The organism is Dyella acidiphila (genome assembly GCF_014863405.1).
Taxonomy (GTDB): domain Bacteria; phylum Pseudomonadota; class Gammaproteobacteria; order Xanthomonadales; family Rhodanobacteraceae; genus Dyella_B; species Dyella_B acidiphila.
This window is the reverse complement of record NZ_JACZZA010000015.1, coordinates 75,922-101,743: the sequence shown is the minus strand read 5'-3', so window position 1 is coordinate 101,743 and position 25,822 is coordinate 75,922. Positions and strand designations below refer to the sequence as shown.

At 65.4% G+C, this 25,822-nt stretch carries 20 protein-coding genes and 2 pseudogenes; 6 read left to right on the top strand and 16 right to left on the bottom strand.

The annotated features are described in order from the left end of the window. Nucleotides 1-3 precede the first annotated feature (3 nt). From IGX34_RS19950 to IGX34_RS19920, 7 genes and pseudogenes are all read right to left on the bottom strand, one after another. Nucleotides 4-3,405, bottom strand: a pseudogene (locus IGX34_RS19950) (ATP-binding protein); the annotation flags it as partial. Continuing rightward, entirely contained in the window at nt 3,395-4,063 is a 669-nt protein-coding gene (locus IGX34_RS19945; protein ID WP_225737642.1) for a DUF4194 domain-containing protein, read from the bottom strand. The gene IGX34_RS19945 and the pseudogene IGX34_RS19950, both read right to left, overlap by 11 nt. Then, nucleotides 4,050-5,519 (bottom strand): DUF3375 domain-containing protein, encoded by a 1,470-nt coding sequence (locus IGX34_RS19940; protein WP_192557501.1) that lies wholly within the window; start codon nt 5,517-5,519, stop codon nt 4,050-4,052. Before IGX34_RS19940 ends, IGX34_RS19945 begins: the two co-directional genes overlap by 14 nt. A gap of 175 nt (nt 5,520-5,694) precedes the next feature. Further along, nucleotides 5,695-6,762, bottom strand: a complete 1,068-nt coding sequence (gene cgtA, locus IGX34_RS19935) for an Obg family GTPase CgtA (protein WP_192557500.1) — start codon at nt 6,760-6,762, stop codon at nt 5,695-5,697. 234 nt (nt 6,763-6,996) lie between these two features. Then, on the bottom strand, nt 6,997-7,254 hold the full coding sequence (gene rpmA, locus IGX34_RS19930; RefSeq protein WP_192557499.1) for a 50S ribosomal protein L27: 258 nt from the start codon (nt 7,252-7,254) through the stop codon (nt 6,997-6,999). Between the two features lie 20 nt (nt 7,255-7,274). Beyond that, the gene (rplU, locus tag IGX34_RS19925; protein WP_192557498.1) at nt 7,275-7,589 is read right to left on the bottom strand and encodes a 50S ribosomal protein L21; all 315 of its coding nucleotides are present in this window, start codon (nt 7,587-7,589) and stop codon (nt 7,275-7,277) included. Between the two features lie 122 nt (nt 7,590-7,711). Beyond that, on the bottom strand, nt 7,712-8,239 hold the full coding sequence (locus tag IGX34_RS19920; protein ID WP_192557497.1) for a DUF2059 domain-containing protein: 528 nt from the start codon (nt 8,237-8,239) through the stop codon (nt 7,712-7,714). A 184-nt stretch (nt 8,240-8,423) separates the two neighbouring features. On the opposite strand from IGX34_RS19920, the gene uvrA reads away from it, so the two are divergent. The 4 genes from uvrA to IGX34_RS19900 all read left to right on the top strand — a co-directional run bounded on the left by uvrA (nt 8,424) and on the right by IGX34_RS19900 (nt 14,153). Further along, a complete protein-coding gene (uvrA, locus tag IGX34_RS19915; RefSeq protein WP_192557496.1) occupies nt 8,424-11,327 on the top strand; it encodes an excinuclease ABC subunit UvrA in 2,904 nt (967 codons plus the stop codon). Further along, nucleotides 11,324-11,770, top strand: coding sequence for an acyl-CoA thioesterase (locus IGX34_RS19910; RefSeq protein ID WP_192557495.1), 447 nt, complete (start codon nt 11,324-11,326; stop codon nt 11,768-11,770). Before uvrA ends, IGX34_RS19910 begins: the two co-directional genes overlap by 4 nt. 63 nt (nt 11,771-11,833) lie before the next feature. After that, nucleotides 11,834-13,300 (top strand): DUF4139 domain-containing protein, encoded by a 1,467-nt coding sequence (locus IGX34_RS19905; RefSeq protein WP_192557494.1) that lies wholly within the window; start codon nt 11,834-11,836, stop codon nt 13,298-13,300. A gap of 94 nt (nt 13,301-13,394) precedes the next feature. Continuing rightward, a complete protein-coding gene (locus tag IGX34_RS19900) occupies nt 13,395-14,153 on the top strand; it encodes an enoyl-CoA hydratase/isomerase family protein (protein ID WP_192557493.1) in 759 nt (252 codons plus the stop codon). A 45-nt stretch (nt 14,154-14,198) separates the two neighbouring features. On the opposite strand, the gene IGX34_RS19895 is transcribed toward IGX34_RS19900, so the two are convergent. The 3 genes and pseudogenes from IGX34_RS19895 to bamJ all read right to left on the bottom strand — a co-directional run bounded on the left by IGX34_RS19895 (nt 14,199) and on the right by bamJ (nt 16,619). Then, nucleotides 14,199-15,047, bottom strand: coding sequence for a sulfurtransferase (locus IGX34_RS19895; RefSeq protein WP_192557492.1), 849 nt, complete (start codon nt 15,045-15,047; stop codon nt 14,199-14,201). After that, nucleotides 15,044-15,825: pseudogene (locus IGX34_RS19890) on the bottom strand (CoA pyrophosphatase). The gene IGX34_RS19895 and the pseudogene IGX34_RS19890 overlap by 4 nt, the downstream one beginning before the upstream one ends. Before the next feature lie 35 nt (nt 15,826-15,860). After that, nucleotides 15,861-16,619 (bottom strand): BamJ family beta-barrel-assembly machinery protein, encoded by a 759-nt coding sequence (bamJ, locus tag IGX34_RS19885; protein WP_192557491.1) that lies wholly within the window; start codon nt 16,617-16,619, stop codon nt 15,861-15,863. 177 nt (nt 16,620-16,796) lie between these two features. Between bamJ and IGX34_RS19880 the strand changes: the two genes are divergently transcribed. Then, on the top strand, nt 16,797-17,579 hold the full coding sequence (locus IGX34_RS19880) for an enoyl-CoA hydratase/isomerase family protein (RefSeq protein ID WP_192557490.1): 783 nt from the start codon (nt 16,797-16,799) through the stop codon (nt 17,577-17,579). 66 nt (nt 17,580-17,645) lie between these two features. Here the strand turns inward: IGX34_RS19880 and IGX34_RS19875 are convergent, their stop codons facing one another. From IGX34_RS19875 to IGX34_RS19855, 5 genes are all read right to left on the bottom strand, one after another. Continuing rightward, nucleotides 17,646-18,569, bottom strand: coding sequence for a DUF1684 domain-containing protein (locus IGX34_RS19875; RefSeq protein WP_192557489.1), 924 nt, complete (start codon nt 18,567-18,569; stop codon nt 17,646-17,648). Between the two features lie 84 nt (nt 18,570-18,653). Continuing rightward, complete coding sequence (mutL, locus tag IGX34_RS19870) at nt 18,654-20,477, bottom strand: DNA mismatch repair endonuclease MutL (RefSeq protein ID WP_192557488.1); 1,824 nt, start codon at nt 20,475-20,477, stop codon at nt 18,654-18,656. A gap of 44 nt (nt 20,478-20,521) precedes the next feature. After that, complete coding sequence (locus IGX34_RS19865) at nt 20,522-22,090, bottom strand: N-acetylmuramoyl-L-alanine amidase (RefSeq protein ID WP_192557487.1); 1,569 nt, start codon at nt 22,088-22,090, stop codon at nt 20,522-20,524. A 171-nt stretch (nt 22,091-22,261) separates the two neighbouring features. After that, nucleotides 22,262-22,720 (bottom strand): tRNA (adenosine(37)-N6)-threonylcarbamoyltransferase complex ATPase subunit type 1 TsaE, encoded by a 459-nt coding sequence (gene tsaE / locus IGX34_RS19860; RefSeq protein WP_192557486.1) that lies wholly within the window; start codon nt 22,718-22,720, stop codon nt 22,262-22,264. Further along, nucleotides 22,713-24,197, bottom strand: a complete 1,485-nt coding sequence (locus IGX34_RS19855) for an NAD(P)H-hydrate dehydratase (protein WP_192557485.1) — start codon at nt 24,195-24,197, stop codon at nt 22,713-22,715. The genes tsaE and IGX34_RS19855 overlap by 8 nt, the downstream gene beginning before the upstream one ends. A 33-nt stretch (nt 24,198-24,230) precedes the next feature. Here IGX34_RS19855 and queG point away from each other — a divergent pair, with 33 nt between their 5' ends. Next, nucleotides 24,231-25,310, top strand: coding sequence for a tRNA epoxyqueuosine(34) reductase QueG (queG, locus tag IGX34_RS19850; RefSeq protein ID WP_225737641.1), 1,080 nt, complete (start codon nt 24,231-24,233; stop codon nt 25,308-25,310). A 119-nt stretch (nt 25,311-25,429) separates the two neighbouring features. On the opposite strand, the gene panD is transcribed toward queG, so the two are convergent. Then, on the bottom strand, nt 25,430-25,816 hold the full coding sequence (gene panD / locus IGX34_RS19845) for an aspartate 1-decarboxylase (RefSeq protein ID WP_192557484.1): 387 nt from the start codon (nt 25,814-25,816) through the stop codon (nt 25,430-25,432). Nucleotides 25,817-25,822 lie beyond the last annotated feature (6 nt).

The window sequence follows — 25,822 nt, the reverse complement described above, 5'->3', positions numbered from 1 at the left end:
TTCGCGCACTCGCTCGGGCAAGGCCAGGCGGCGCTCGGTCTGGTCGTATTCGATCAGCAACACGCCCGAATCGTGGCGCCCGGTGATATCCACGAAACACGCGCCGCCGATGAATGGCTCCAGCGTCATCACCGATTTCAGCGGCGTAGCCACCACCATCTGGAAACCGAAGTTCTCGAAGATATTCATCGCCAGCGCGGTAAATTCGTTGTCGGCCTTGTCGAAGGCTTCGTCCAGCACCACCGGCGCATAGCGCGGCAGATGGCCGTCGTCGCCGCCGAGCTGATAACGCAGCGCCGCAGCCAGGCAGGTGGTGGCGAGCTTCTGGCGCTGGCCGCCGGACTTGCCGGCGCCGCTGCGATAAACCTCGACCTGGCGGCGCGTATCGGCCTCCACTTCCACGCCGACAAACTCCACATGCTGGCGCACATCCAGCACCTGTTCGCGCCAGCGCTTGTGTTCCGGATCGTCGGCGGCCAGTTTGCCCACCAGTTGGCGCAGGATGCCGAACTGCGCTTCGGCCAGTGCGCGGTCCTCGGTCTGGTGATGCGACAGCACGTCGCGCAGTTGCTGCTGAAACTCGCGCACTTCGCCCAGGCCGCGATCGGTCAGTTCGATCTGCAGCAGCGTGCCGCGGTTGAACGGCACGCGTTCCAGGCTTTCGTTGACCTCTTCCATGCGCTGGCCGATCTGCTTGCGCGCTTCCAGCATGTGCTTCTGCAAGACCAGCAGGTTTTGCTTGCTCTGGCTTTGCAGCAGTTCGAAGAAGCGCGCCTCGTGCTTGGGCAGGCCATCCAGTTCCAGCCGGCGCAAGCGCGCCAGAAAACCTTCGGCAGAATCGAGGTTGGGGGTGAAGTCGGCGCTGTCCTGTGGCCAGCGGCGACAGAAACCGCGGAAGCATTCCTCGGTTTCCTGCACCAGCCGGTTGTCGTCTTCGGCGTGATGACTGATGGCTTCGTTGAGACCGCGCTCCAGCACGCGGAACTGGTCGGCCAGGTTATCCAGCGACAACGGCGGATGCGCCGGCAAACGCTCCGGCAAGCCGCGCGCCTGCAGCGGGGTGAGCGTGGCCATGGTTGCCTTCTGCTGGCAGGCTTCGCGCTTTTCGTTGAGGCTGTTGCGCTCGCGCTGCAAGGCATTGCGCTCGCCGGCGGCGTCTTCGAACGCCGCCTGGGCACGGCGGCGCAGCTCGCGCTCGGTATCCACGCGCTGAGTGATTTCCAGCAGGCTGGCATCGCCTTCGCGCAATTGCTTCAACTGGGTTTCGATATCGCCCAGGCGCTGCAGCTTGGGAGCGACGTCGATCTCCTCCCACTCGGTCGCCGCCAAGGCAGCGGCCAGTACGCGGCGGTCGCCTTCGCGTGCGTTGTCGTCGCGCAGTGTCTTCAAGGCTTCATCGGCACCGGCGATCGCCTGTGCCAGCTGCTGGCCTTCTTTTTCGTAGATACCCAGCTTGTCGCGGTTGTCGAAGCCGAGCACCCAGTGGCGGCGATCGTCTACCGCGCGGCGGTCGTCTTTCTCGTAGCGATCGCCCGGATGCTTGACCTGCCCTTCGCGCGTGATGGCGCGGTCGGCCTGCTTCAGCGCCGCAGCCGTATCCACGCAGCTGTAGTCGAAACGGCGCGCCAGCTCGCCCGACAGCCAGTCGCGATGCGCATGGTCGCGCAGCTCCAGGCGATGCAGCATGGAGCGCGAATCGAGCTTGCGCGTGTTCAACACTTCGCCGCGGCCGACGCGGTAATACACCAGCTTGCTGCCCAGATGGGTTTTGTTGACCCAGGCCGACACTTCGCCGTAATGCTGCTCGTCCACCAGCAACGCCAGCGCGAAGCCATGCAGCACGCGCTCGATCGCACCGCGCCACGCGGCATGTTCGGATTTCACCTGCATCAACTCGCCGACGAACGGCAGGCTGTTCTCGGACAACCCCAGCTCCTGGCACAGGCGTGCGCGCACCGCTTGCGTGGGTGCCGGAATATTCGACGGATTGCGCTTCAGCGCATCGATTTCCGTGCGCACTTCGGCGAAGCGGCGGGCGGACTGCTCGCGCTCGCGCTTGGCCGTATCCATGCGCTCTTCCAGCGCAGCGGCGCGATTGCGCGCACCGTCGATCAGCTCGCGCGCCTGCCCGGCCAGTTCGGCAAAACCATGCGCCGTACCGGGCACGCTCCAGCCCAGCTCGCGGCAGGCCTGCTCGGCCTTGTTGCGGCGGCGCAGACGCTCGTCGCGTTCACGACTCACCTGCTCCTGCTCGCGCTCGAGTTGATCGATGGCGTCACCGCCCTGCTCGCGGCGCTGGCGCTCCAGGTCGGCCAGCTTCTGGTCGTGGTTGTCCAGCGACTGGCGGCGCTGCGCCAACTCGCCAGCCAGCGCCTGATCCTGCACCTGCAGTTCCGCCAGGCGCGCATCGAGCAAAGCCAGCCGCCGCTGTTCGCGATACAAGTCCGCGCCCTGCTGCAGTTCTTTCAATTCGCTGGTGGCACGGCGCAACTGCTGCAGCGATTCGTAGGCTTCGCGCGCCGGCGCCAGGGTATCGACCTGCTCGCGCGCGATCACTACCGCCTTGTGGGCCGCATCCAGCTCGCCGAAATCAGCGACCAGGCGATCGGCGGCAGCGAAGGTTTCCGGCTCGTCCAGCATGAAACCGCGCAGGAACTGGTTCAGATCGCCCAGGTTCTTGGCCGACTGCGTCTTGTGCAGCAGCTTCAGCGCCATCTCGTTCTGGATGCCGAGCACGCGGCGGAAGCGTTCGGCGTAGCCGGAGAAGGTGTCGAAGTGATGCACGTCATCGCCCAGGCGCGTGCGCAGGCGGCGGCGGTCCAGGTCGAATCCTTGCAGTTCCTTCGCCACATCGAAGGCGCGCTCGGTGACCATGTAGTGCTTCTGCACATCGGCCGCCGAGGAACTGTTGCCGCTGATCCAGAACAGGCGGATCAGGCTGACCTCCGCGCCCTGCGCATTGCGGTATTCCAGCACCACTGCCGACCAGGTCGCGCCCTTGCGCAGATACTGCGTGGCGATCTCGCCCGAATCGCTATCGTGCTGGTCGGCCCAGGCGCCACGCACATAGGAAACCAGGCTGCGGTCGCGCCCGCTGCGCTCGGCTTCGCGCGCCGCAGCGTTGAAGTCGACCAGGTTCGGCGGCACCAGCAAGGCCGACATCGCGTCCAGCAAGGTGGATTTGCCCGAACCGGAACGGCCGACAAACAGAAACCCGCGCTCGGCAATCGGCACTTCGACCAGGCCGCTGAAGGTGCCCCAGTTGAACACCTGCAGGCGGCGCATGCGGAACTGTTCGTCGCGCGGATCCGGCAGGTCCGACAGAAACAGCGATGGCGCGACCGGCTTTGCCGCCCGCACGGTCTTGCTGCGCGGCTTGCGCGCAGCGCCCTTCTCATTCGCCATCCGCAGTCTCCTCACCTTGGTCCGACTCGCGCAGTTCGCGATAGGCCTGTGCCAGCGCCTGCACGTCCTCGGCCGAGAACAACAGCTTCAGCGCAGGCGATACCTCGTAGCGATCCTCGCTGCCGCGCAGCTTGTCCAGCACGTGGTTGTCTTTCATCTTGCCGATCGCACCGGCCACGCGCTTGGCGAAGCCGGCGCGGTCGGTGGAAACGCTTTTTTCGTAGACCGACAAGGCATCGACCAGCGCCGCCTCTTCCACCACCGCGCGCTGGCCGCGCGCTTCGGCCTCGGCCAGTTGCTGGCGCAGATGCAGCAGCAACACCGAGTCGATAAAAGTCAGCGGCGAGCTGCGCAGCAGGGTCGGCGTGTCCAGCTCGCCGGTGTCGAACTGGCGGGTAAAGGCCACGCCGCCCTCGCGATCGATCACCAGTTCCAGGAACAGCTCGCACAGGCGCGAACGCAGCGCCGTTTCCTGCCGCAGCAGCGCTGTCCACAGCGGGCCATGCCGGCCGGCATCCAGGCTGGGGCCGGCCAGCAGCTGGCAGAGCGCGCGGCGCGCGTCCAGCGGCAGGCTGCCGCTGTCGCCGTCGAACAGCGCGCCCTTGGGCTTGTCCGCCACCGGCTCGATCAGAACGGTTTCGTGCTCAGGCAAATTCATTGCGCTTTTCTCTGAGGAACCATACGAGAGGAATGCGGGCATGACGATCGCTGCCGTCGTTGCCGCGCCAGCTGATGGTTTCATGCTCGCCGTCGGCGACCACGCCATGACGCGTCGCCAGCGAGAGATAACCGATGATGCTGCCCAGGCCCTGCTCGGCCGGGCGCTGCATCAGCACGGCGCCGATCGATAGCTGATCGTGCTTGCCCAGCAGTTCATGCAGATCGCGGCGCAGGCCGCGGTAGTTGATTTCCGACTGCGCCACCAGCTCGCCGACGCTGTCCAGCGAGATCGCCGCGCCGTCGCTGCGCGCGATGCTGCCGTCCACCCGCGCCTGCCGCGGATCGTGCAAACGCCATTGCGCCAGCGAACGCAGGCGGCTGGTGGTGAGCTGCAGGGTATAGGGCGTGCGCTGGCGCGCCTGCACCGAATCGCGCAATTGCAGGGCTTCGGCCTGCGCCTGCTTCAGCAACTGGTTCAGGCGGCGCTGCTCCAGATAGCCGCGGCTCTGCACAAAACCGCGCAGGCTGCGCGCGAAGTTCTGCATCACATCGTGCACGTGGCTGCCGCGTTCCAGCATTACGCCGGTCATGCCGCGCAGGAACTGCCGCTCCTGGCGCTGCAGCTTGCGTGCGAAGTTGCGCGCCAGCACGGTGTCCAGCGCGGCATCCAGCTGGGCGCTCTGCTCGACATCGTTGAGCAGGCCCCAGAACGCGTTGAAGCTGCGGCCGGCTTCGCTGTCGCCGATCAGGTCGACCCCGGCGAACAGCTTGTCGAGAATGTCGCCGCGCTCGCCTTCGTCATCGATGATGCGTTCGCGGAATTCGCGGTTGAGCTGTTCGAAATCGTCGCGGACGCGGCGGAAATCTTCGGCCAGTTCGTCGGCGAGCTGGATGATTTCGCGGGTGCGCTCCAGCGCGCGCTTGCCGTCGATGGCCGCCACCTTGCCGCTGCTGGCGCGGGCGATTTCCGCATCCAGCCGGTCGCGCTCGGCCTGCAGCGCACTGAGGCGCGCGGTGGGATCGGTTTCGGTCTGTTCGGCCAGTTGCACCAGCTGCTGGATCACCAGCGACAAACGGCTTTCGGTGGCGGCGATACGCGGCGCGTCCAGGCCGCCGACGAAGCGGATGGCCTGTGCGGCCGGCGCGGAAAGCTCGTATTCCTCTTCGCTGGCACCTTCCGGCAGGCGGCGCTCAAGAAAGCCCTTGGCCAGCCAGTCGGCCACATAGGCCTGGGCAGTGCGCGGCAGTTCGCGCGGCAGGTCGGACGCGTTGATGGCGTCGAGGTGATGCTGCAGGCGTTCGAACAGAACGGAAGCGCCGAGCTTGCGCTCCTCGTCCATCAGCAGGGTTTGCAGCAGGCCGATGATTTCGGGCGCGTGATCGGCAGCGAGCAGGCGCCATAGCGCTTCGTCGCGCAGCCGATGGTAGGCGGTAATGCGTGCCTGCAGCTTCATCTGCTTTTCCCCCTCTCCCCTCTGGGGAGAGGGCCGGGGTGAGGGGTCGCGCTTGCCTTGAATTCCATCGTCACCGTATTTGTTTTCTGCTTTTCTTTGAGCGGCATCTGCAAGCTTTATCGCCAGATTGGCCCCTCACCCCAACCCTCTCCCCGCAGGGGAGAGGGAGCAAAGATCACTCGCCGCGCAGACGCACGTCGCCGGGCAGCATATCGGTGCGGCCTTCGCGCGCCTGGCGCTGCTCTTCGAAGAAGCGCTGCACCTGCTGGCACACCGACATGGTGTTCTCGCGCGCGATCGCCGAGACCAGGAACCACGGCTGGGTCCAGCCCAGGCGCTTGATGATGTCCTCGGCCACCGCCTGGCGCTCGTCTTCCGGCAGTACGTCCGCCTTGTTCAGTACCAGCCAGCGCGGGCGCTCCAGCAGTTCGGCATCGAATTTCTGCAATTCGTGCTCGATCGCATGCACCTGCTCGACCACGTCGGAACCGTCGATCGGCGCGATGTCCACCAGATGCAGCAGCAGGCGCGTGCGCGACACATGGCGCAGGAACTGGATGCCCAGGCCGGCGCCTTCCGCGGCGCCTTCGATCAGGCCGGGAATATCGGCAATCACAAAGCTCTGGTCGGTGCCCAGGCTGACCACGCCCAGGTTCGGATGCAGGGTGGTGAACGGGTAGTCGGCCACGCGCGGAGTCGCTGCCGAGACCGCGCGGATAAAGGTGGATTTGCCCGCATTGGGGAAACCGAGCAGGCCCACGTCGGCCAGCAGCTTCAGCTCCAGCTTCAGTTCGCGCACTTCGCCCGGCGTGCCCGGCGTGGATTTGCGCGGCGCCCGGTTCACCGAACTCTTGAAATGGATATTGCCCAGGCCGCCCTTGCCGCCCTGCGCCACCAGCAGGCGCTGGCCGTGGGCGGTGAGGTCGCCGATGGTTTCGTCGGTATCGACGTTGGTGACCACGGTGCCTACCGGCACGCGGATGGTGGTGTCTTCGCCACCCTTGCCGTACATGTCGCTGCCCATGCCGTTCTGGCCGCGCTGGGCCTTGAAGCTGCGCTGGTGGCGGAAGTCGATCAGGGTGTTGAGGCCTTCGTCGGCCACCAGCCATACCGAGCCGCCGCTGCCGCCGTCGCCGCCGTCGGGGCCGCCGAACGGAATGAATTTCTCGCGGCGAAAGCTGATGCAGCCGTTGCCGCCGTCACCGGCGTGAACTTTGATGATCGCTTCGTCGACGAATTTCATGAGATTGGGTGCCGGGTAGGTCGTGAATCGTAATCGTAGCCCCGTCGCCGTCATTCCCGCGCAAGCGGGAATCCATGTTGCACGGATGCAAAAGGCGAGGATGCATTCCCGCTTGCGCGGGAATGACGGCCATGGAGGTTGTCGGGCGAGTGCCGGCCGCAACGGCCAACGTCCCCCGCCATAAAACAAAAGCCCCGCCAAAGCGGGGCCTTCGTTGCAACGCGAGGGCCTGGATCAGGCCTTGACGACGTTGACGTACCGGCGGTTGCCCTCGCCGCGGGTCTTGAACTCGACCACGCCGTCGACCAGTGCAAACAAGGTGTGATCACGGCCCAGACCCACGCCGGTACCGGCATGGAACTGCGTGCCGCGCTGGCGCACGATGATGTTGCCGGCCTCAATGGCCTGGCCACCGTAAATCTTCACGCCCAGGTACTTGGGGTTCGAATCGCGACCGTTGCGGGATGAACCTACGCCTTTTTTATGTGCCATGACTGTCTACTCCGGCTGTATCAGGCGTTGATGCCCGTGATCTCGACTTCGGTGAAATGCTGACGATGTCCCTGCTGCTTCTTGTGGTGCTTGCGGCGGCGGAACTTGATGATGCGGACCTTGTCGGCGCGGCCATGCATGCGCACGGTGGCGGTGACGGTGGCGCCGGACACGATCGGCGCGCCGACGGTGATGGACTCGCCGGAACCGACCAGCAGCACCTGGTCGAACTTCACGCTGGCGCCTTCTTCGGCGTTCAGCAGCTCCACGCGCAGGACGTCGCCCTGCTGGACGCGGTACTGCTTGCCACCGGTCTTGATGACTGCATAACTCATGGGAATAGCCCTTCTGTCGTTATTCTCTTGGGTTCGCCGCAGCCGATTCCGGTCGCAGCGAACTGGGGATTTTAGCGACGGAGGGCGTCCCTGGTCAACAACTGACCAGGTACCGGCCCGGCTCAGCGGCTGGAGCCGCCGTCCTGCACCGGCGCGGCCGGCTGGGCGCCGCCGCTATCCCCGCCGGCCGTACCCGGGCAGCGGCCCTGGGCGTCCAGCTTGCCCTGCTTCTGCAGGGTCGAGAACATGTCCGAGGTGCGCTGGCGCCCCCACTGCTGGCCGGCCTGGGCGGCCTCGGCCATGGTGGCGGGCATCTGGGTGACCAGCTTCTGCCCCAGCGGCGACTTGTAGAACTTGATCAGGCCCTCGACCTCGTCCGCACTGAAATGGTGCTGGTAGGCCGGGATCATCGCCTTGGTCAGCTGTTCCTGGCCGTTCTTGTCGATATAGGTCTGCCAGAAGCTGGCCTCCACGCAGGGCAGCTGCTGGCTCATCATGGCCGCCATCTGGTTGTTCATGACGGTGAACTGGCCGGGCACGTCCATCACCTGCATCAATTCCCGCACCTGCGCCTCGCTGGGCTGGGCCGCCAGCACGGGGGCTGCAGCCAGCGCCATGCATACGCCCAAGATCCACTTGCCTGCCGTCATGTCACACCCTCCGCCATAGAAAACCGGGGAAACAGCGGCCGAGCATATTCGGCCCTCTGCACGCTGCCTAGTCGGTCTGCAAACGCATCTGCTGACATAACGTTGTCAGCAGGTTTTTACGTAGCCCGAACGGGGCGCATGGGGTGGCTTGGTATAGTGCTCCGTTTCCCCATATCGGCGTGTCATGGACACCATACGCATTCGCGGCGCACGCACGCACAACCTCAAGAACATCGACCTGGACCTGCCCCGCGATCGGCTGATCGTGATCACCGGCCTGTCCGGCTCGGGCAAGTCTTCACTCGCCTTCGACACCATCTACGCCGAAGGCCAGCGCCGCTACGTGGAATCGCTGTCGGCCTACGCGCGGCAATTCCTGTCCATGATGGAAAAGCCGGACGTGGACCATATCGAGGGCCTGTCGCCGGCCATCTCGATCGAGCAGAAATCCACCTCGCACAACCCGCGCTCGACCGTCGGCACGATCACCGAGGTGTACGACTACCTGCGCCTGCTGTATGCCCGCGTGGGCACGCCGCGCTGCCCGGACCACGGCATTCCGCTGGAAGCGCAGACGGTCAGCCAGATGGTGGACAGCACCCTGGCGCTGGATCCGGACAAGCGCTTCATGCTGCTGGCGCCGGTGATCCGCGAGCGCAAGGGCGAGCATGTGCAGGTATTCGAGCAGTTGCGCGCGCAAGGCTTCGTGCGCGCCCGCGTCGACGGCACCGTGCACGACCTGGACGCTGTGCCGCCCCTGACCCTGCGCCAGAAGCACACCATCGAAGTGGTGATCGACCGCTTCCGCCCGCGCGACGATATCAAGCAGCGCCTGGCCGAATCCTTCGAGACCGCGCTGCGCCTGGGTGACGGGCTGGTGATCGTGGTCGACATGGATGACCCGAAAGCGAACGAGCAATTGTTTTCTTCGCGCTACTCCTGCCCGGTGTGCGACTACTCGCTGCCGGAACTGGAACCGCGTCTGTTCTCGTTCAACTCGCCGGTCGGCGCCTGCCCCACTTGCGACGGCCTGGGCGTTACCCAGGTGTTTTCGCCGGATCGCGTCGTGGGTCATCCGGAGCTGTCGCTGGCCGGCGGCGCGGTGCGCGGCTGGGACCGGCGCAATGCGCATTATTTCCAGCTGATCATGTCGCTGGCCAATCACTACGGCTTCGATGTCGATACGCCGTGGCAGAAGCTGCCGAACAAGGTGCAGCAGGCGGTACTCAACGGCAGCGGCAACGAGAAAATCGCCTTCCGCTATCTCACCGAGCGCGGCGGCAAGGTCACGCGCGAGCATGCCTTCGAAGGCATCCTGCCGAACCTGGAACGCCGCTACAAGGAAACCGAATCGTCGGCGGTGCGCGAAGAACTGGCCAAATACATCAGCGATCATCCCTGCCCCGATTGCGGCGGCCAGCGTCTGAATCGCTCGGCGCGCCATGTATTCGTGGCCGACCAGGCGCTGCCGGTGCTTACCGCGCGCTCCATCGACGATGCGCTGGCGTTCTTCGAGCAGCTCAAGCTCACCGGCTGGCGCGGCGAGATCGCGGTGAAGATCGTCAAGGAAATCCGCGAGCGGTTGAGCTTTCTCAACGACGTGGGCCTGAACTACCTCACGCTGGACCGCCAGGCCGATACGCTGTCGGGCGGCGAAGCGCAGCGCATTCGCCTGGCCTCGCAGATCGGCGCCGGCCTGGTCGGCGTGATGTACGTGCTGGACGAGCCTTCGATCGGCCTGCACCAGCGCGACAACGAACGCCTGCTTGGCACGCTTACGCGGCTGCGCGATCTGGGCAATACGGTGATCGTGGTCGAACATGACGAAGATGCGATCCGCGCTGCCGACTACGTGCTGGATATCGGTCCCGGCGCCGGCGTGCACGGCGGCGAAGTGGTGGCACAAGGCGGCCTGAAAGACATCCTCGCCTCGCCGCGTTCGATCACCGGCCAGTACCTTTCCGGCAAGCGCGAGATCAAGGTGCCGAGCGAGCGCCGCGAGCAGCTGGACAAGGATTCCTGGCTGTATCTGAAAGGCGCCAGCGGCAACAATCTGAAGAACGTGGATCTGGCGATTCCGGCCGGGCTGTTTACCTGCGTGACCGGTGTTTCGGGCTCCGGCAAATCCACCCTGATCAACGACACGCTGTTCGCCCTGGCGGCGGCGGAATTGAACGGCTCCAGCACCCAGGCGGCACCGTACAAATCGGTGGATGGGATGGATCTGTTCGACAAGGTGGTCGATATCGACCAGTCGCCGATCGGCCGCACGCCGCGCTCCAATCCGGCCACCTACACCGGCCTGTTCACGCCGCTGCGTGAGCTCTACGCACAGGTGCCGGAAGCGCGTTCGCGCGGCTATACCGCCGGCCGCTTCAGCTTCAACGTGCGCGGCGGCCGCTGCGAAGCCTGCGAAGGCGACGGCATGATCAAGGTGGAAATGCACTTCCTGCCGGATGTATACGTGCCTTGCGACGTCTGCCACGGCAAGCGCTACAACCGCGAAACGCTGGAAATTTTGTACAAGGGCCACACCATCGCCGACGTGCTCGACATGACGGTGGAAGACGCCGCCAAGCTGTTCGAGAACGTGCCGGTGATCGCGCGCAAGCTCGAGACCTTGCGCGCAGTAGGCCTGGACTACATCAAGCTCGGCCAGAGTGCGACCACCTTGTCGGGCGGCGAAGCGCAGCGCGTGAAGCTGTCCAAGGAATTGTCCAAGCGCGACACCGGGCGCACCCTGTACATCCTCGACGAGCCCACCACCGGCCTGCATTTCCACGATATCGAGCAATTGCTGGATGTGCTCCATCAGCTGGTCGACCAGGGCAATACGGTGGTGGTGATCGAGCACAACCTCGACGTGATCAAGACCGCCGACTGGATCGTCGATCTCGGTCCCGAAGGCGGTTCCGGCGGCGGCCGCATCCTGGTTACCGGCACGCCGGAAACCGTGGCGGCGACGGCGAGCTCGCATACCGGCCGCTTCCTCGCCACCCATCTCAAACCCGCCAAGCCGGCGCGCGCCAAGGCTGATACCAGCAGCGCGAACGGCAAGCCCAAGGCAAAACGCAAAGTCGCCTCATGACCATCGCCAGCAATGATTCCGACGCAGCCGTGCTGCTCTACACCGCCTCGATCGGCGTGCGCTGGCGCGACCTCGACGCCTTCAATCACGTCAACAATTCCAGTTACCTCACCTTTCTGGAAGAAGCACGCCTGCAGTGGCTGCAGCAGCTGAAAGGCGAATGGATGAACGAGCGCGCCGCGCCCGTGATGGCTGCCAGCCAGCTCAACTATCGCCGGCCGATCGCATGGCCGGCGCAGTTGCGCGTGGAGCTTCACTGCGCGCGTTTGGGCAACAGCTCCATGACGGTCGCGCATCGTATCGTCGATGCCGCCGACGGCGGCACGCTGTATTGCGATGGGCACGTGGTGATGGTCTGGATGGATCCGCTGAGCGGCAAATCGGTGGCATTGCCGCCGGTGGTTCGTGAAGCAGGGGAAAACGCCGTGCCGCAGGGCGGCTGAGCACACGCGCTGCATCCAGGTGTGCTGGCTATGATGGCGCCTCCCCTGTCGATGGAGCGCGCCATGAGGATCCAGCACCGAACCGCCCTCGCCCTTGCCTGCGCCGTATGCTGCGGCGCGCCGCTGGCGCAGGCTACCGACAACGCATCGATCACACTCTATCGCAGCGACAACCCCGACCTGTATGCCAGCAATGGCAACGGCAATGTCGACGATGGCTACGCTGTGGTGCGCGAACAGCGCAGCGTGACGCTGCAGGCCGGTGTGCACGATATCGTGCTGGGCGGATTGCCCAATCAACTCGATGCCGAGGCCATGGCGCTCGGCTTTCCCGGCGGCGAAGCCAAGGTCATCTCCCAACGGCTGCTGCTTGGCCAGGGCGCCAACGCCGCCCTTACCGGCCTCACCGGCAGCACCATCAACGTGCTCGGCGATAATGGCCAGCCTCTGGCCAGCGGTACGCTGCTGCGTGCGGGCGACGAAGGTCTGATCGTCAGCAGTGCCGGCAGCGGCACCACGCTGGTGCGCAACTATGCCGCCGTGAACACGGCCGGCAGCCATCTTGCCGCCGGCTCCAGCCTGCGCCTGCGCGTGGATGCCGCACGCTCGGGCGACACCACCGCCATGCTGAGCTATCCCACCTCCGGCATTGGCTGGCGCGCCGCCTACGTCGCCACCATGCAGCCCGGCAGCGCCTGCAGCATGCAGTTCGAATCGCGTGCCAGCATCGCCAATCGCAGCGGCAGCGACTGGCAAAACGCCAAGCTCACCCTGATTGCCGGCGAACCGAATTTCGCCAAGTCCAGCGGCCCGCGCCCGATGATGATGATGAAGTCGATGTCCGCGTCTGCCGCCGCCGAGCCGATGCCGGTGCAATCGTCCCTGGCCGACTACCGCAGCTACAGTCTGCCCGCGCCGGTCGATCTGCCGGATGGCAGCATCAGCCAGGTGCCGCTGTATGCCGCCCGCACGCTGAGCTGCGAACGCACCGAGCTGTATGAAAACGGCAGCACCTGGACGGTGAACCGGCCGATGATCAACGCGATGGAAATCAACAACAACGGCGGCAACACGGTCAGCAGCACCCTGAAGTTCAGCGCCTTCGACAGCCTGCCCGCCGGCTATCTGCGCGTGCTGACCGCCGACCGCAACGGCGTGCCGCAATTTATCGGCGAAGGCCGCATCAACGACACACCAAAAGGCGGCGACGCCAACATCACCCTGGGCACCGCCTTCGATCTGCGTGGCAATCACGAGCGCACCAGCTTCCATGTCGACAAGGCCGGCCGCAACATGGACGAAGCCTTCCGCATCACGCTCACCAATGCCGGCGACCATGCAAGCACGGTGACGGTGCGCGAGCATCCCAATCGCTGGCGCAATTGGACGCTGACTTCCTCCAGCAGCAAACCGAGCAAGCAAACCACCGATACGCTGGAATTCAAGGTCGAGGTGCCGGCCAATGGCAAGGCGGTGCTCGACTACGCCGTACGCTATACGTGGACGGCAGATGACGATCCGCAATCCTGACGATAGAGTTGCCGCTCGCGTGACACCATCGCTGCCTGCGCAGGCAGCGATGGCCACTCAGTGACACGAACGCCTGCCGGCCGGAGCCCAAGCCATGCTCAACCTCATCAAGCACGACGCCATCACGGAAATCCAGCTGGCGCGCCCGCCCGTCAACGCACTCAATCTGGAGCTGCTGCGCGCAATTCAGAACGGCATCGCCGAGGCCGTGCGTGACGGGGCGCGCGGCATTGTCTTTTCCGGTGCGCAAGGCATGTTCAGCGCCGGCGTGGACGTACCCGAACTGCTTACGCGCGACCGCGCCGGCGTGCGTGAATTCTGGCGTGAATTCTTTGCCACCTGCGCCGCGCTGGCGCATTCGCCGGTGCCGGTGGTTGCGGCGATCACCGGCCACAGCCCCGCCGGTGGCGCGGTGCTTTCCTTGTTCTGCGATTACCGCGTGATGGCGCAGGGGCCTTACCGCATCGGCCTGAACGAAGTGCAGGTAGGCCTGATCGCGCCCGATTGCATCCAGCTGGCGCTGCGCCGCGTGGTCGGCAGCTATCGCGCGGAACGCCTGCTGGTGTCCGGCGCACTGATCGATGCCGAACAGGCACTGGCCTGCGGCTTCGTCGACGAGCTGACCAATGTGGACGAAGTCACCGTGCGCGCCCTGCATTGGTTGAACGAGACCATCGCGCTGCCCTCGCACGCCATGCTGGCCACCCGCCAGATTGCCCGCGCCGATCTCACCAATGCTTATGCGGATATCGATCGCCTGCCGATCGATACCTTCGTCGACGCGTTCTTCCATCCGCAGACGCAGGCGACCTTGCAGCAGCTGGTCGCGCGCTTGAAAAGCAAGGCGAAATAAGCGCCGCCAACGCAGACGGCAGCGCGATCGCGCTGCCGCTCAGTCTTATTCCTTGCCGGTGGCGATCGGCCGCGCGGGATCGCTGACCCAGCCGCTCCACGACGGTGCATACAGCCGCGAACCGGTCAGTCCTGCGTGCTCCATCGCCAACAGATTGTGGCAAGCCGTTACACCCGAACCGCACATGTGCACCACCTGTTCCGGCGCATGGTTGCCGATCACCGCCATGAATGCCTGGCGCAATTCGGCGGCCGATTTGAAATGTCCGTCCGCCTGCAGATTGTCGGCGAAGGCGCGGTTCGCGGCACCTGGCACGTGCCCGGCGGCGCGGTCCAGCGGCTCCACCTCACCCAGATAGCGCGGTGCGGCGCGTGCATCGAGCAGCAGTTCCTGCTGCAGGCCGGCGATCGTGGCGTGGTCGAGCAGCACCTGGCTGGCGTCGTAGTGCAGCGCGACGGCGGTCGGCACCGGTTGCGGTGTGTCATGCGACACGGGCCGGTTGGCCGCCTTCCAGGCCGCGTAGCCGCCATCCAGCACGGCGACATCCTTGACGCCGCACAGCCGCAGCAGCCACCACAGCCGCGCGGCCGCCAGCGCGCCGTTGCCGGCGTCATAGCAGACCACCTGCAGGCCGGGGCGCCAGCCCCAGCGCCCGAGTGCGGCCGAGAACACCTGCTCCGACGGCAACGGGTGCCGTCCCAGCCCGAGCGGGATACGCGAGAGATCGGAAAGATCGTGGTCGAGGCTGGCAAATACCGCGCCCGGAATATGTTCCGCGCGATAGTCGCGCTCGCCTTTGCCGGCGTCGGCCAGGTCGTGGCGGCAATCGACGATCAGCACCTCCGGCGCTGCCAGCGCAGCCAGTTCATCGACCGAGATCAAGGTGGTTTTCATGCGTGCTCCATTCTCTGCAGCAGGTTCTGCAACATCGCCGCGGTGGCGCCCCAGATGCGGTGGCCATCGTGCTGGAATTCCACCATCTCGCGGCGACGGCCGCGGTAGTCCATCACGTAGCGTCGCAGGTTGCCAGGCTCTAGAAAGAACGCCAGCGGCACTTCGAACACTTCGGCCACTTCGTCCGGCGCTGGCTGGAACTGTGCTTCGTCGGCAATCCGCGCCACTACTGGCGTGATGCAGAAACCGCTGATGGTTTCAAAGCAATCGAGATAACCCAACGGCATCACCAGCCCACGCTGCAGGCCGATCTCTTCTTCGCTTTCACGCAGCGCCGTGGTCAATGCGTTGCCATCGTCCGGATCGGTGCGGCCCCCGGGAAATGCCACCTGCCCCGCGTGCGAGCTCAAATGATCGGTACGCACCGTAAAGATCATTCGCGGCGAGGCTTCCCCGCGCAGACCGATCAGCACGGCGGCAGGCGTGCGCGGCACGTCGCCGAGCAGATCATTCATCTGCGCATGGTTCCAGCCGGGAGCGGTCGGGGGCTGCGACAGCGGGCGCAAGGCGCGCAGCAGCGCCTCCATCAGGCGGACTCGCGTGCGGGCAGCACCACGTCCATGTAATGGTTGCGCTCGGTCTCGCTCATGCTGCGCCAGCGCGCAATTTCATCGCCGGTGCGATAGCAGCCCTCGCAATAGCCAAGCGGATCGAGCCGGCAGATGCCGACGCAAGGGCTGAGGATGACGGGTTGGGAAAGGGGGGAATCGTTCGACATGCGCCCGCCATGCTAACGCAGGCGCCCTGCCGGCGTCAGGGGCCGGGGGCCTGCGGATTCGGCGGCTTGATGTCCAGTAGCTCGATATCGAATACCAGCGCCTGGTTCGGGCCGATGCGCGGCAAGGCGCCGTGCTCGCCGTAGGCCAGCGAGGGCGGGATCACCACTTTCCAGCGGTCGCCCACATGCATGCGCGGAATTACGTACTGCCAGCCGCGGATCACGCGATCCACCGTGAAACTGACCGGCGAGCCATGCGCCCAGGTGCTGTCGAATTCGGTGCCGTCGATCAGCATGCCGCGGTAGTTCACGGTGACCAGGCTGTCGATGCCGGGGTTGATGGAGCCGTCGCCCTTCTTGATCACCGAATACTGGATGCCCGAGGGCAGCTGCACCACGCCCGGCAAGCCGGCGTTGTGGGAAAGAAATTCGGTGCTCTTGCGACCGTTGTCGGCGGCGATGCGGTTGTACTCGGCCAGTGCCTGCTCGTGCATGCGCTGGCCCAGGCTGACCAGCTGCTGGTACATGTCTTCCTTGGAAACCGCCGGTGCACGCTTGGCGTAGGCATCCTCGATCGCTTTTTGCAGCACCACCATGTCCACCGGGAAATCGCCCTCGGAGAACTGCGTGCCAATGCGGTAGCCGATCGCGTAGGACAATTTGCGCTTGTCCAGCTTCACCGCTGCGTTCGGCGCGGATGGCGAGGGGCTGGGCACAGCCGGCGCCTGCTGCGCCAGCGCCGGACCGGCGGCGAGCAGCAGAAACCCTGAAACCAGCCAACGCGTGTTTGCCATTACTTTCTCCGTTGCGGCAGGCAGACGGTCAAAGGCGCCATCCTAAGGGGTTCGGGCGTTTGATGCAGCTATGCCGGCGATTCGGCGACGCCATCGAGAGTCTGTGTAAGAAAGCCAGATGGGGGCAAAGGTTCCCGCTGCTAAAATCAACCCTTTACGTTCACCTGGAGCCAGGCAATGGCCTATCGCAATCTCGAGATCGGCAATCGCGATGCCGTACGCACCATCACCGTCAACCGGCCGGACAAGCTCAACGCATTGAATCGCGAGACCTTGAACGAACTGACCCTCGCCTTCGCCCAGGCCGCGCAGGACGATAGCGTCCGCGCGGTGGTGCTGGCCGGCGCGGGCGAAAAGGCCTTCGTCGCCGGCGCCGACATCAGCGAGATGAACGGCTACACACCGGTCCAGGCGCAGAGCTTCTCGCGCACCGGGCAGCGGCTGATGAGCAGCATCGAGCGGCTGGGCAAGCCGGTGGTGGCCCGCATCCAGGGTTTTGCGCTGGGCGGCGGCATGGAACTGGCCATGGCCTGCCATCTGCGCATCGCCAGCGAGAAGGCGAAGTTCGGCCAGCCGGAAATCAATCTCGGGCTGATCCCCGGCTTCGGCGGCACTCAGCGCCTGCTGCGCCTGGCGGGCCGCAGCGCGGCGCTGGAGCTATGCCTTACCGGCGGCACCATCAGCGCACAGCGCGCGTATGAACTGGGTGTGGTGAACCGTGTGGTGGCGGCCGACGCACTGGACGAGACGGTCCATGCCCTCGCCGATCAGCTGGCGGCCGCCGCGCCGCTGGCCGCCGCCGGCATTCTGGACACCGTGCTGCAAGGCGGGGAAAGCTCGATCGACCAGGGACTGGAATTCGAAACGCAGGCCTTTGCGCTGGCGTTTGCGACGGAGGACATGCGCGAAGGCACCAGCGCCTTCCTGGAGAAGCGCAAGGCGGTGTTCAAGGGGCAATAAGCCAACAGCCAGCTGCGCGCCGATATGTGTTCCCTCCCCCAACGCCGAGGGAGGGAACGCGCGATCTCAGTGCGCGCCGCGATATTTCTTTTCGCCGGCGGCAATGCGCAGGTCCAGCCGGTTTTCCGGCGGCGCCAGCGGACAGGTGGCGAACGAGGTGAACGCGCACGGCGGGTTGTAGGCCTTGTTGAAATCCAGCACGACCTTGCCGTTTACCGGCAGCGCCGCATAGAGAAAGCGCGCTGCGCCATAGGTTTCGTGGCCGGACGTGCGATCGGCAAGCACGAAGAACAGCTCTCCGCCCGGCTCTTCCTGATAGGGCAGCAGTTCATAGGTGTGACCATCACGGGTAAACACGGCCTTGCCCGGCACCTTCACCGTATCGATGGTGCCGATCACCGAACCCATCTGCAGATCGTGCGGCGGATCGAACGGCACCCAGTCGGCCACGATGCGCCAGGACGGATCGATCGGAAAGTAGTCGATGCCGAGGAAATGCTGGCGCGTGGCAGCCGTGGTGTCTTTCACGCGCAGGCCTTTGCGGCCCTCGCGATCGATCACATAGAAATTCGCCGTGCCGAACGCCACCGTCGTCGGCGAGGCATTGCCGCTTGCGTGCACATCGTCGATCAGGGTGGCTTCCTGCACTGCCTTGCCGTCGATCGTCGCGCCGCTGCCGGCATCGAGCTTGATCTGCACTTGTCCGGTCTTGTCGAGCGTGACCACGCCCAGATGGGCCGGCCCGGCCTGCAGCACGATATCGTTGTCGGCCACGCTGCCGACTTTGTTGGGGCCATCCTGCAGCCACTCCAGGCCGATCAGGCTGAGCCAGCCTTCGGGCGCGGTAAGCCGGGCGACGCGCTGGGCGCGCCATTGCTCGATGCTTTGCTGGTAGGCATCCGGCGCAGCGGTTGGGGCGGGTGTTTCAGCGTGCACGACAAGCACTCCAGTACTGAGGATCAATCCGGCCAGGACAATAGGACGCCACATCGGGTTTGCTCCGCTCGGGACAAGACTGAAGCAGGCAGTATGGACGTCCATTTGCCGAAGGCACAAGGCTGCGCGGGTACGCGGTTAACGACCACGCAGAAAAAGCTTATCCAATTCCGTCATGCCCAGCTGCACCCAGGTAGGACGGCCGTGATTGCACTGGCCGGACCGCTCGGTGGCTTCCATCTCGCGCAGCAAGGCATTCATTTCCGGCGTGGTGAGCCGGCGTCCGGCCCGCACCGAGCCGTGACAGGCCATGGTGGAGAGCAATTCGTTTTCCAGTTCCTGCAGCTGGCGCGAGCTGCCGTGCTGGGCCAATTCGCCCAGCACGCTGCGCGTGAGCTCGCCCACGTCGGCGCCTTCCAGCAGCGCGGGAATCCGGCGCACCACCACCGCCGACGGACCGCTGCGCGACAGCTCCAGTCCCCACGCGGCCAGTGCATCGCCGTGCTCTTCGGCAGCGGCAGCTTCTTTCGCGCTTACTGCCACCGACAAAGGCACCAGCAAGATCTGCGAACGCAGATTGCTGCAGGCACGTCCGGATTTCAGTTTTTCGTAGGTGATGCGCTCGTGCGCAGCATGCATGTCGACCAATATCAGGCCGTGCGCATTCTCGGCCAGGATGTAAATGGTCTTGAGTTGCGCGATGGCAAAGCCCAGCGGCGGCACTTCGCCATCATTGGCCGGCGGCAGCGACTGGGCAGCCTGCATTGGTGCCGGCGCGACTTCGCCAAGCAAGTTGGCGTAGTCCGCCAGCGGCTCTTCGCGTACACCCAATTGCAGACGGCTTTGACTGAACGAACTGCCTTGCCAGTTCCCGTTCGAACGACCGGAAAGCTGCAGCGCGGGTGCGGCCACGGTCGGCGCCGACTCCCAGGCTTCGCTTTCGGCCGGCAAGTGCTGGCCCGCACGTGTTTCGGCCAAAGCTTCGTGCAGCGTGCGAAATAGAAAATCGTGCACCAGCCGTTGCTCGCGGAAACGCACTTCGCTCTTGGCGGGATGCACGTTCACGTCGACGCCGACCGGATCCAGCTCCAGATACAGCACGAATGCCGGATGACGCCCGTGGAACAGCACATCCGCATAGGCCTGGCGCACCGCATGCGCCACCACGCGGTCGCGCACCAGCCGCCCGTTCACGTAGAAATACTGGGAATCGGCCTGCGAACGCGATGCGGTCGGCAAGCCTACCCAGCCGGACAGGCGCATGCCGGCTGCAGCGTGATCGATGCGCAGGCTTTGCTGCGGAAACGTGTCGCCCAGCACTTCGGCGACCCGCATCAGCATGGCCTGGTCATCGCGCGCAGCCTTCCACACGCGTACCGATTTGCCGTTGTGGCTGAGCCGGAATTCAACGCCGCGACGAGCCAGCGCCAGCGACTTGAGCAGATCGTCGATATGCGCGAATTCGGTACGCTCGGCGCGGAGAAACTTGCGTCGCGCCGGCACGTTGTAGAACAGGTCGCGCACTTCCACGCTGGTGCCCTGCGGATGCTGCGCCGGGCGCGCCGCCTGCATGCGGCCGCTGTCCACTTCGATGCGAAACGCCTGCTCGTCACCGCGCAGGCGCGACGTGATGGCGAAACGCGCTACCGACGACATCGAAGCCAGCGCCTCGCCACGGAAGCCCATGCTGGCTACGTGTTCCAGATCGTCGAAGCTGCCGATCTTGCTGGTGGCATGCGAGGCCACCGCCAACGACAGATCGTCGGGCGCAATGCCGTCGCCATCGTCGCGCACGCGAATCAGGCGCGCGCCGCCGAGCTCGATATCCACTTCGATCCGGGTAGCGCCTGCGTCGAGGCTGTTTTCAACCAGTTCCTTCACGACCGAGGACGGCCGCTCGATCACCTCGCCGGCGGCGATCTGGTTGATAAGGTCGGGGGGCAGCGGTTTGATGCGGGACATAGGACGCAAGCTTAGCGCGTCCCCCGCCGCCCAACTATCCGCAATCAGCTTTCCGGGATCTCCAGCATGGTGCCGACACGCACGCTATTGCTGTTGATGCCGTTGACGTTCTTGAGCGCGCTCACGCTTACGCCGTACTGCTTGGCGATGCTGCGCAAGGTTTCGCCATTGGCGACCCGGTGCATGTCGCGCACGTCGCTATCGGCCGCGGCGGGGACATCGGCCACCTTGTCGTCCGCCTTGCTCACGCTGGCCACTTCGGTATCGCCGCCGACGGCGATGCCCTTGCGACGCGCCGCGTCCACGGCAAACCAGGTGCCGGGCGGCGGATTGCTGGTGAAATAGCTTTTCACGCCGCCCATGATCGCGTCGGCGAGCTGCTGCTGGTGGCCGGGATCGCGCAATTTGCGCTCTTCCAGCGGATTGCTGATGAAGGCGGTTTCGACCAGGATCGAGGGCACGTCCGGCGAGCGCAGCACCACGAAGTTCGCGTGCTCGACGTAGCCGCGGTGGGTCGGACCCAGCGCGCCCAGCGCGCTCAGCACGTTCTGCGCCACCGTTTCGCTGGCCTGCACGGCCCAGCCCTGCTGCATATCCAGCAGCACGGAGGCCAGGCTGTCGTTCTCGGCCGCCAGCGATACGCCGCCGATCAGATCGGAACTGTTTTCACGGTCGGCCAGCATCTGCGCCGCCACCGAGCTCTTGCCGCGCGGCGACAGCACCCACACGGAGGAACCGCGAGCGTCGCTGCTGCTGAAGGAATCGGCGTGGATCGCCACGAACAGATCGGCCTGATTCTGGCGGGCGATCTCGTAGCGCCGCTGCAGCGGAATGAAGTAGTCGCCGTCGCGGGTGAGGATCGCCTTCATGCCGGGCTGACGGTTGATCTGCGCAGCCAGGTCGCGTGCCACCGCCAGGGTGACGTCTTTTTCCAGCGTACCGTCCGGGCCATGCGCGCCCTGGTCCTTGCCGCCGTGGCCGGCATCCACCGCCACGATCACCTGGCGCTGGCTGTTCAACAGCACCGCGGCCTGGCGGGTGGTGACGCCCTTGTGGCTGGTCAGCTTGCTGCTGGCATTGATCACCACCGGCGCAGGCGCCGCGGTGGTGGCATCGGTGTCGCTGTCGGCCTCGGCCATCGGCGCAGCCGGTGCCGGCTGGCTGATCGCCACCGCCTTGACGGGTGGCGGTTCCGTCACCGGCGACGCAGCCGCGCCGGCCGTACCCGGATAGAGATCCAGCACCAGGCGATAACCAGCCTGGCCCGAAGGACCCAGCACGAAGGTCTTGGGTTGGCTGTTCGGGGCCACCGCCGCCGTAAGGCGCAGGGAATCGCCCTGACCGCTGCTCTGCAGGCCCTTGAACAGACCCTGCGCAGACGGTGCCAGATGGCCGACGACGCGGCTGTCGCTGAGCTCCAGCAGCACCTGGTCGCCCTGCTGGCTGAGTTTGTATTTGGCCGGGCCGGACAGATCGAACACCACGCGGGTGTAATCCGGGCCGGCCCAGACACGGGCGTTGTTCACGTCGGATGCGTACGCGGCAGCCGCCGACGCCGCGGTCAGTAGCGCGGTGGCGGCGATGCAGATGGCGCGAGCGAGTAGTCCCCTCATAGCGCGGCATTGAAGCGCAGCGCTTTGCTGAATGCAAGAGGTTTTCCTTTAAATATCCATAACCTGCAGCCTGTTTGTCAGACCAGCTCAAGGTATTGGATCTAAACGACGCATTTCACAGGCAAGCCAGACGTGCCTGCCGCGTCAGCTTTTCTGTTATGCGACGGCCACTTAGCGCAGGCGATCGAGCAGGCGCAGGCCGCGGCTCGAGCGCGCTTGCAGCTGAGCGTGCCGGCCCAGGCCGCTGTAACCGAGGCCCAGTTCCACGTCGGGCGCAGGCAACGCACCCTGCCCGCGCTCCGGCCATTCCACCAGCACCACCGCCGCCGGATCGGCCAGCGCATCCAGGCCCAGCCATTCCAGCTCGCCAGGGTCGGCAATGCGGTAAAGATCCAAGTGCCAGGCCGCACGCCCTGCCGCCTGATAGCCCTCGACCAGGCTGTAGGTAGGGCTTTTGATGCGCTCGCCGACGCCCAGCGCAGTCAGCAGGGCGCGGGCGAAACTGGTCTTGCCGGCGCCCAGCTCGCCGCGCAAATACACCACCAGGCCGCCATCCAGCGCAGCGGCAACGTGCTGGCCCAGCGCGCGGGTGGCGTCTTCGTCAGCGAGTTCCCATTGCAGCTCAGTCATGCGCAAGTCCGTTGCCAAGGGCGCGCAACGGCTCCAGCAAGTCGCTGGCCAGCAGGCCGCGCTCGCCGTGCCGTGCCGCCAGGTCACCGGCACGCGCATGCAGGCCGACGCCGATGCGCGCCGCATCCCAGGCCGAACAGCCCTGCCCCAGCAAGGCGGCAATCACGCCAGTCAGCAAATCGCCCATGCCGCCGCTGGCCATGCCGGGATTACCCCAGGTACAGACGTCTAGACGTCCATCCGGATTCGCGATCAGGCTGCCCGCCCCCTTCAGCACGATGACCGCGCCGTAGCGCTGCGCCAGCTCGCGCGCCGACGCGAAGCGGTCGCGCTGCACTTCGGCAGTGGTGCGGCCGAGCAAACGCGCGGCTTCGCCGGGATGCGGCGTCAACACCGCGGGCACGCTGAAGCGTTGCGGCTCGCGCGCCAGCAAATTGAGGCCATCCGCGTCCACCACCAGCGGTTTGCCGCTGTCGAGCGCCGTCAGCCACAAGGCATGTCCCCACGCCCCCTGGCCCAGGCCTGGACCGACCGCCAGCACATCAGCGCGATCCAGCAGCGGCTGCAATTCCTGCGGCCCGTGCACACCGTGCGACATCAGCTCCGGGCGCGCGCTGTTCAAGGCGAAGATGTTTTCGGCGCGCGTGGCGATGCTGACCAGGCCGGCACCGCTGCGCAGCGCCGCTTCACCGCATAGGCGGATGGCGCCGGCCGTGCCGTGTTCGCCGCCGATCGCCAGCACATGCCCGCAATCGCCCTTGTGCGCATCGCGTGCACGCGGCGGAAGCTGCATGACGGGCAACAAGCCGGCATCCGACGGCATGCCCTGCCACAAAATATCCGGCAGGCCGAGCGTATCGAGCTGCAAGGCGCCCACCTTGGTCGCCGCCTGACCGGTATACAGGCCGCGCTTGGCGGCAATGAAACTCACGGTGAGCTCAGCTTCAATCGCCACACCGGGACATTCGCCGGTATCCGCATTCAGTCCCGACGGTACATCCAGCGCCAGCACCGGCACCGCCGCGGCATTGATGCGCTCGATCAGGCTGGACGCCAGCGCTTCGGGCGCGCGATTCAAACCGGTGCCGTACAGCGCATCCACATAGACATCGGCGAGCGGCAACAGCGCCTCTTGTTGCCAGCGGCGCGGGATGCCGGCGCTGCGCTGCCAGCTATCGCGGGCGCCGGCAGCATCGCCGCGCGGCGCATCGCCAAGCTCGATCACTTCCACCGCCATGCCGGCGCCATGGGCAAGCGCCGCCAGCAGATAACCGTCGCCGCCGTTGTTGCCAGGGCCACAGAACACCACAATGCGCCGCGCCTCCGGCCAATGCCGGCACAGCTGCACGAACGCAGCGGTGGCCGCCCGGCTCATCAGTTCAAAACCGGTGATGCCGAGGTCGTCGATGGCGCGCCGGTCGAGGGCGCGCACCTGTTCCACGGTGTAGAGATCGCGATGATGCGTGGCTGCGTGCATCGGCCGATTATAGGCAGCCATTACACTAGGCGCATGCCTACTGTTACGCCCGACTACGCCGCACTGGCCAGCGAGATCAAGCGCTGGGCGCAAGAACTGGGCTTTGCCGAGGCCGGTATCAGCGGCGTTGCGCTGGGGCAGGATGAACAGCATCTGCTGAGCTGGCTGGAGGACGGCTATCACGGCGACATGGAATACATGCAACGCCACGGCACCCGCCGCAGCCGCCCCGACGAGCTCGAGCCCGGCACGTTGCGGGTGATTTCGGTGCGCATGGATTACCTGCCTCCCGGCACCCAGCACGCCTGGGATGTAATCAACGACGCCGAAGCCGGCTACGTGGCCCGCTACGCATTGGGGCGCGACTACCACAAGCTGATGCGCAACCGCCTGCAGAAGCTGGCCGAGCGCATCCGCGGCGCCATCGGCGAGTTCGGCTACCGCGCCTACGTCGATTCCGCGCCGGTGCTGGAAAAAGCCCTGGCACGCAATGCCGGCCTGGGCTGGATCGGCAAGCACACCGTACTGATCAATCGCCAGGCCGGTTCGTATTTCTTCCTCGGCGAGCTCTATACCAATCTGCCGCTACCGATCGATGCACCTGCCAGCGCGCACTGCGGCAGCTGCCGCAAATGCATCGACATCTGCCCCACCCAGGCGATCGTCGCGCCTTACCGCCTGGATGCACGGCGCTGCATTTCCTATCTCACCATCGAACTGAAAGGCTCGATTCCGGAAGAACTGCGCGCACCGATGGGCAACCGCATCTTCGGTTGCGACGACTGTCAGCTGATCTGTCCCTGGAACAAGTTTGCGCAGGACGCTACCGAGCCGGACTTCGCGCCGAGGCACAGCCTGGATGGCGCCAAGCTGGTGGAACTGTTCGGCTGGAGCGAAGAGGAATTCCTCAAGCGCACGGAAGGCATGGCGATCCGCCGTACCGGTTATGAGGGCTGGTTGCGCAATATTGCGGTGGCGCTGGGCAATGCGCCTTCATCAGCAATAGTGCAGACCGCTCTGCTGGCGCGAGCGGAGCATCCATCGGCAATGGTGCGCGAACATGTGGCGTGGGCGCTGGCGCGACATGAACTCTTGCCGCCATCACACGCCTAAAAAAAACAGCTGTAGGTTGGGTTAGCGCAGCGTAACCCAACGATCTATCTTCGTAGCGATATCGTTGGGTTACGCTGCGCCAACCCAACCTACGTAGCCGGCGAATATCCCGCCGGGAATTACGCCGCCGCCATCTGCTTCGGAATCGAGCGATTGGTGTGGCTGATGCGGTTGTCCTTGTCGACATACACCAGCGTGGGCTGGAATTTCTCCAGCTCCGCTTCGTTCAGATGCACGAAGGCGGCAATGATGATCAGGTCGCCCGGCTGTGCGCGATGGGCGGCGCTGCCGTTCACCGAAATGATGCCCGAGCCTTCTTCGGCACGCAGCGCATAAGTGACGAAGCGCTTGCCGTTGTTGATGTTCCACGCGTGGATCTGTTCGTACTCGCGGATGCCCGACGCATCGAGCAGCAGGCCGTCGATGGCGATCGAGCCCTCATAGTGCAGCTCCGCGTGGGTCACGGTGGCACGGTGGATCTTCGCCTTCAGCATGTTCAGTTGCATGACTTC

Excerpts from the sequence above, each read along its gene's own strand:
- IGX34_RS19945 (WP_225737642.1), bottom strand. The coding sequence starts at position 4,063 with ATGAATTTGCCTGAGCACGAAACCGTTCTGATCGAGCCGGTGGCGGAC.
- IGX34_RS19940 (WP_192557501.1), bottom strand. The coding sequence starts at position 5,519 with ATGAAGCTGCAGGCACGCATTACCGCCTACCATCGGCTGCGCGACGAA.
- cgtA (WP_192557500.1), bottom strand. The coding sequence starts at position 6,762 with ATGAAATTCGTCGACGAAGCGATCATCAAAGTTCACGCCGGTGACGGC.
- rpmA (WP_192557499.1), bottom strand. The coding sequence starts at position 7,254 with ATGGCACATAAAAAAGGCGTAGGTTCATCCCGCAACGGTCGCGATTCG.
- rplU (WP_192557498.1), bottom strand. The coding sequence starts at position 7,589 with ATGAGTTATGCAGTCATCAAGACCGGTGGCAAGCAGTACCGCGTCCAG.
- IGX34_RS19920 (WP_192557497.1), bottom strand. The coding sequence starts at position 8,239 with ATGACGGCAGGCAAGTGGATCTTGGGCGTATGCATGGCGCTGGCTGCA.
- uvrA (WP_192557496.1), top strand. The coding sequence starts at position 8,424 with ATGGACACCATACGCATTCGCGGCGCACGCACGCACAACCTCAAGAAC.
- IGX34_RS19910 (WP_192557495.1), top strand. The coding sequence starts at position 11,324 with ATGACCATCGCCAGCAATGATTCCGACGCAGCCGTGCTGCTCTACACC.
- IGX34_RS19905 (WP_192557494.1), top strand. The coding sequence starts at position 11,834 with ATGAGGATCCAGCACCGAACCGCCCTCGCCCTTGCCTGCGCCGTATGC.
- IGX34_RS19900 (WP_192557493.1), top strand. The coding sequence starts at position 13,395 with ATGCTCAACCTCATCAAGCACGACGCCATCACGGAAATCCAGCTGGCG.
- IGX34_RS19895 (WP_192557492.1), bottom strand. The coding sequence starts at position 15,047 with ATGAAAACCACCTTGATCTCGGTCGATGAACTGGCTGCGCTGGCAGCG.
- bamJ (WP_192557491.1), bottom strand. The coding sequence starts at position 16,619 with ATGGCAAACACGCGTTGGCTGGTTTCAGGGTTTCTGCTGCTCGCCGCC.
- IGX34_RS19880 (WP_192557490.1), top strand. The coding sequence starts at position 16,797 with ATGGCCTATCGCAATCTCGAGATCGGCAATCGCGATGCCGTACGCACC.
- IGX34_RS19875 (WP_192557489.1), bottom strand. The coding sequence starts at position 18,569 with ATGTGGCGTCCTATTGTCCTGGCCGGATTGATCCTCAGTACTGGAGTG.
- mutL (WP_192557488.1), bottom strand. The coding sequence starts at position 20,477 with ATGTCCCGCATCAAACCGCTGCCCCCCGACCTTATCAACCAGATCGCC.
- IGX34_RS19865 (WP_192557487.1), bottom strand. The coding sequence starts at position 22,090 with ATGAGGGGACTACTCGCTCGCGCCATCTGCATCGCCGCCACCGCGCTA.
- tsaE (WP_192557486.1), bottom strand. The coding sequence starts at position 22,720 with ATGACTGAGCTGCAATGGGAACTCGCTGACGAAGACGCCACCCGCGCG.
- IGX34_RS19855 (WP_192557485.1), bottom strand. The coding sequence starts at position 24,197 with ATGCACGCAGCCACGCATCATCGCGATCTCTACACCGTGGAACAGGTG.
- queG (WP_225737641.1), top strand. The coding sequence starts at position 24,231 with ATGCCTACTGTTACGCCCGACTACGCCGCACTGGCCAGCGAGATCAAG.
- panD (WP_192557484.1), bottom strand. The coding sequence starts at position 25,816 with ATGCAACTGAACATGCTGAAGGCGAAGATCCACCGTGCCACCGTGACC.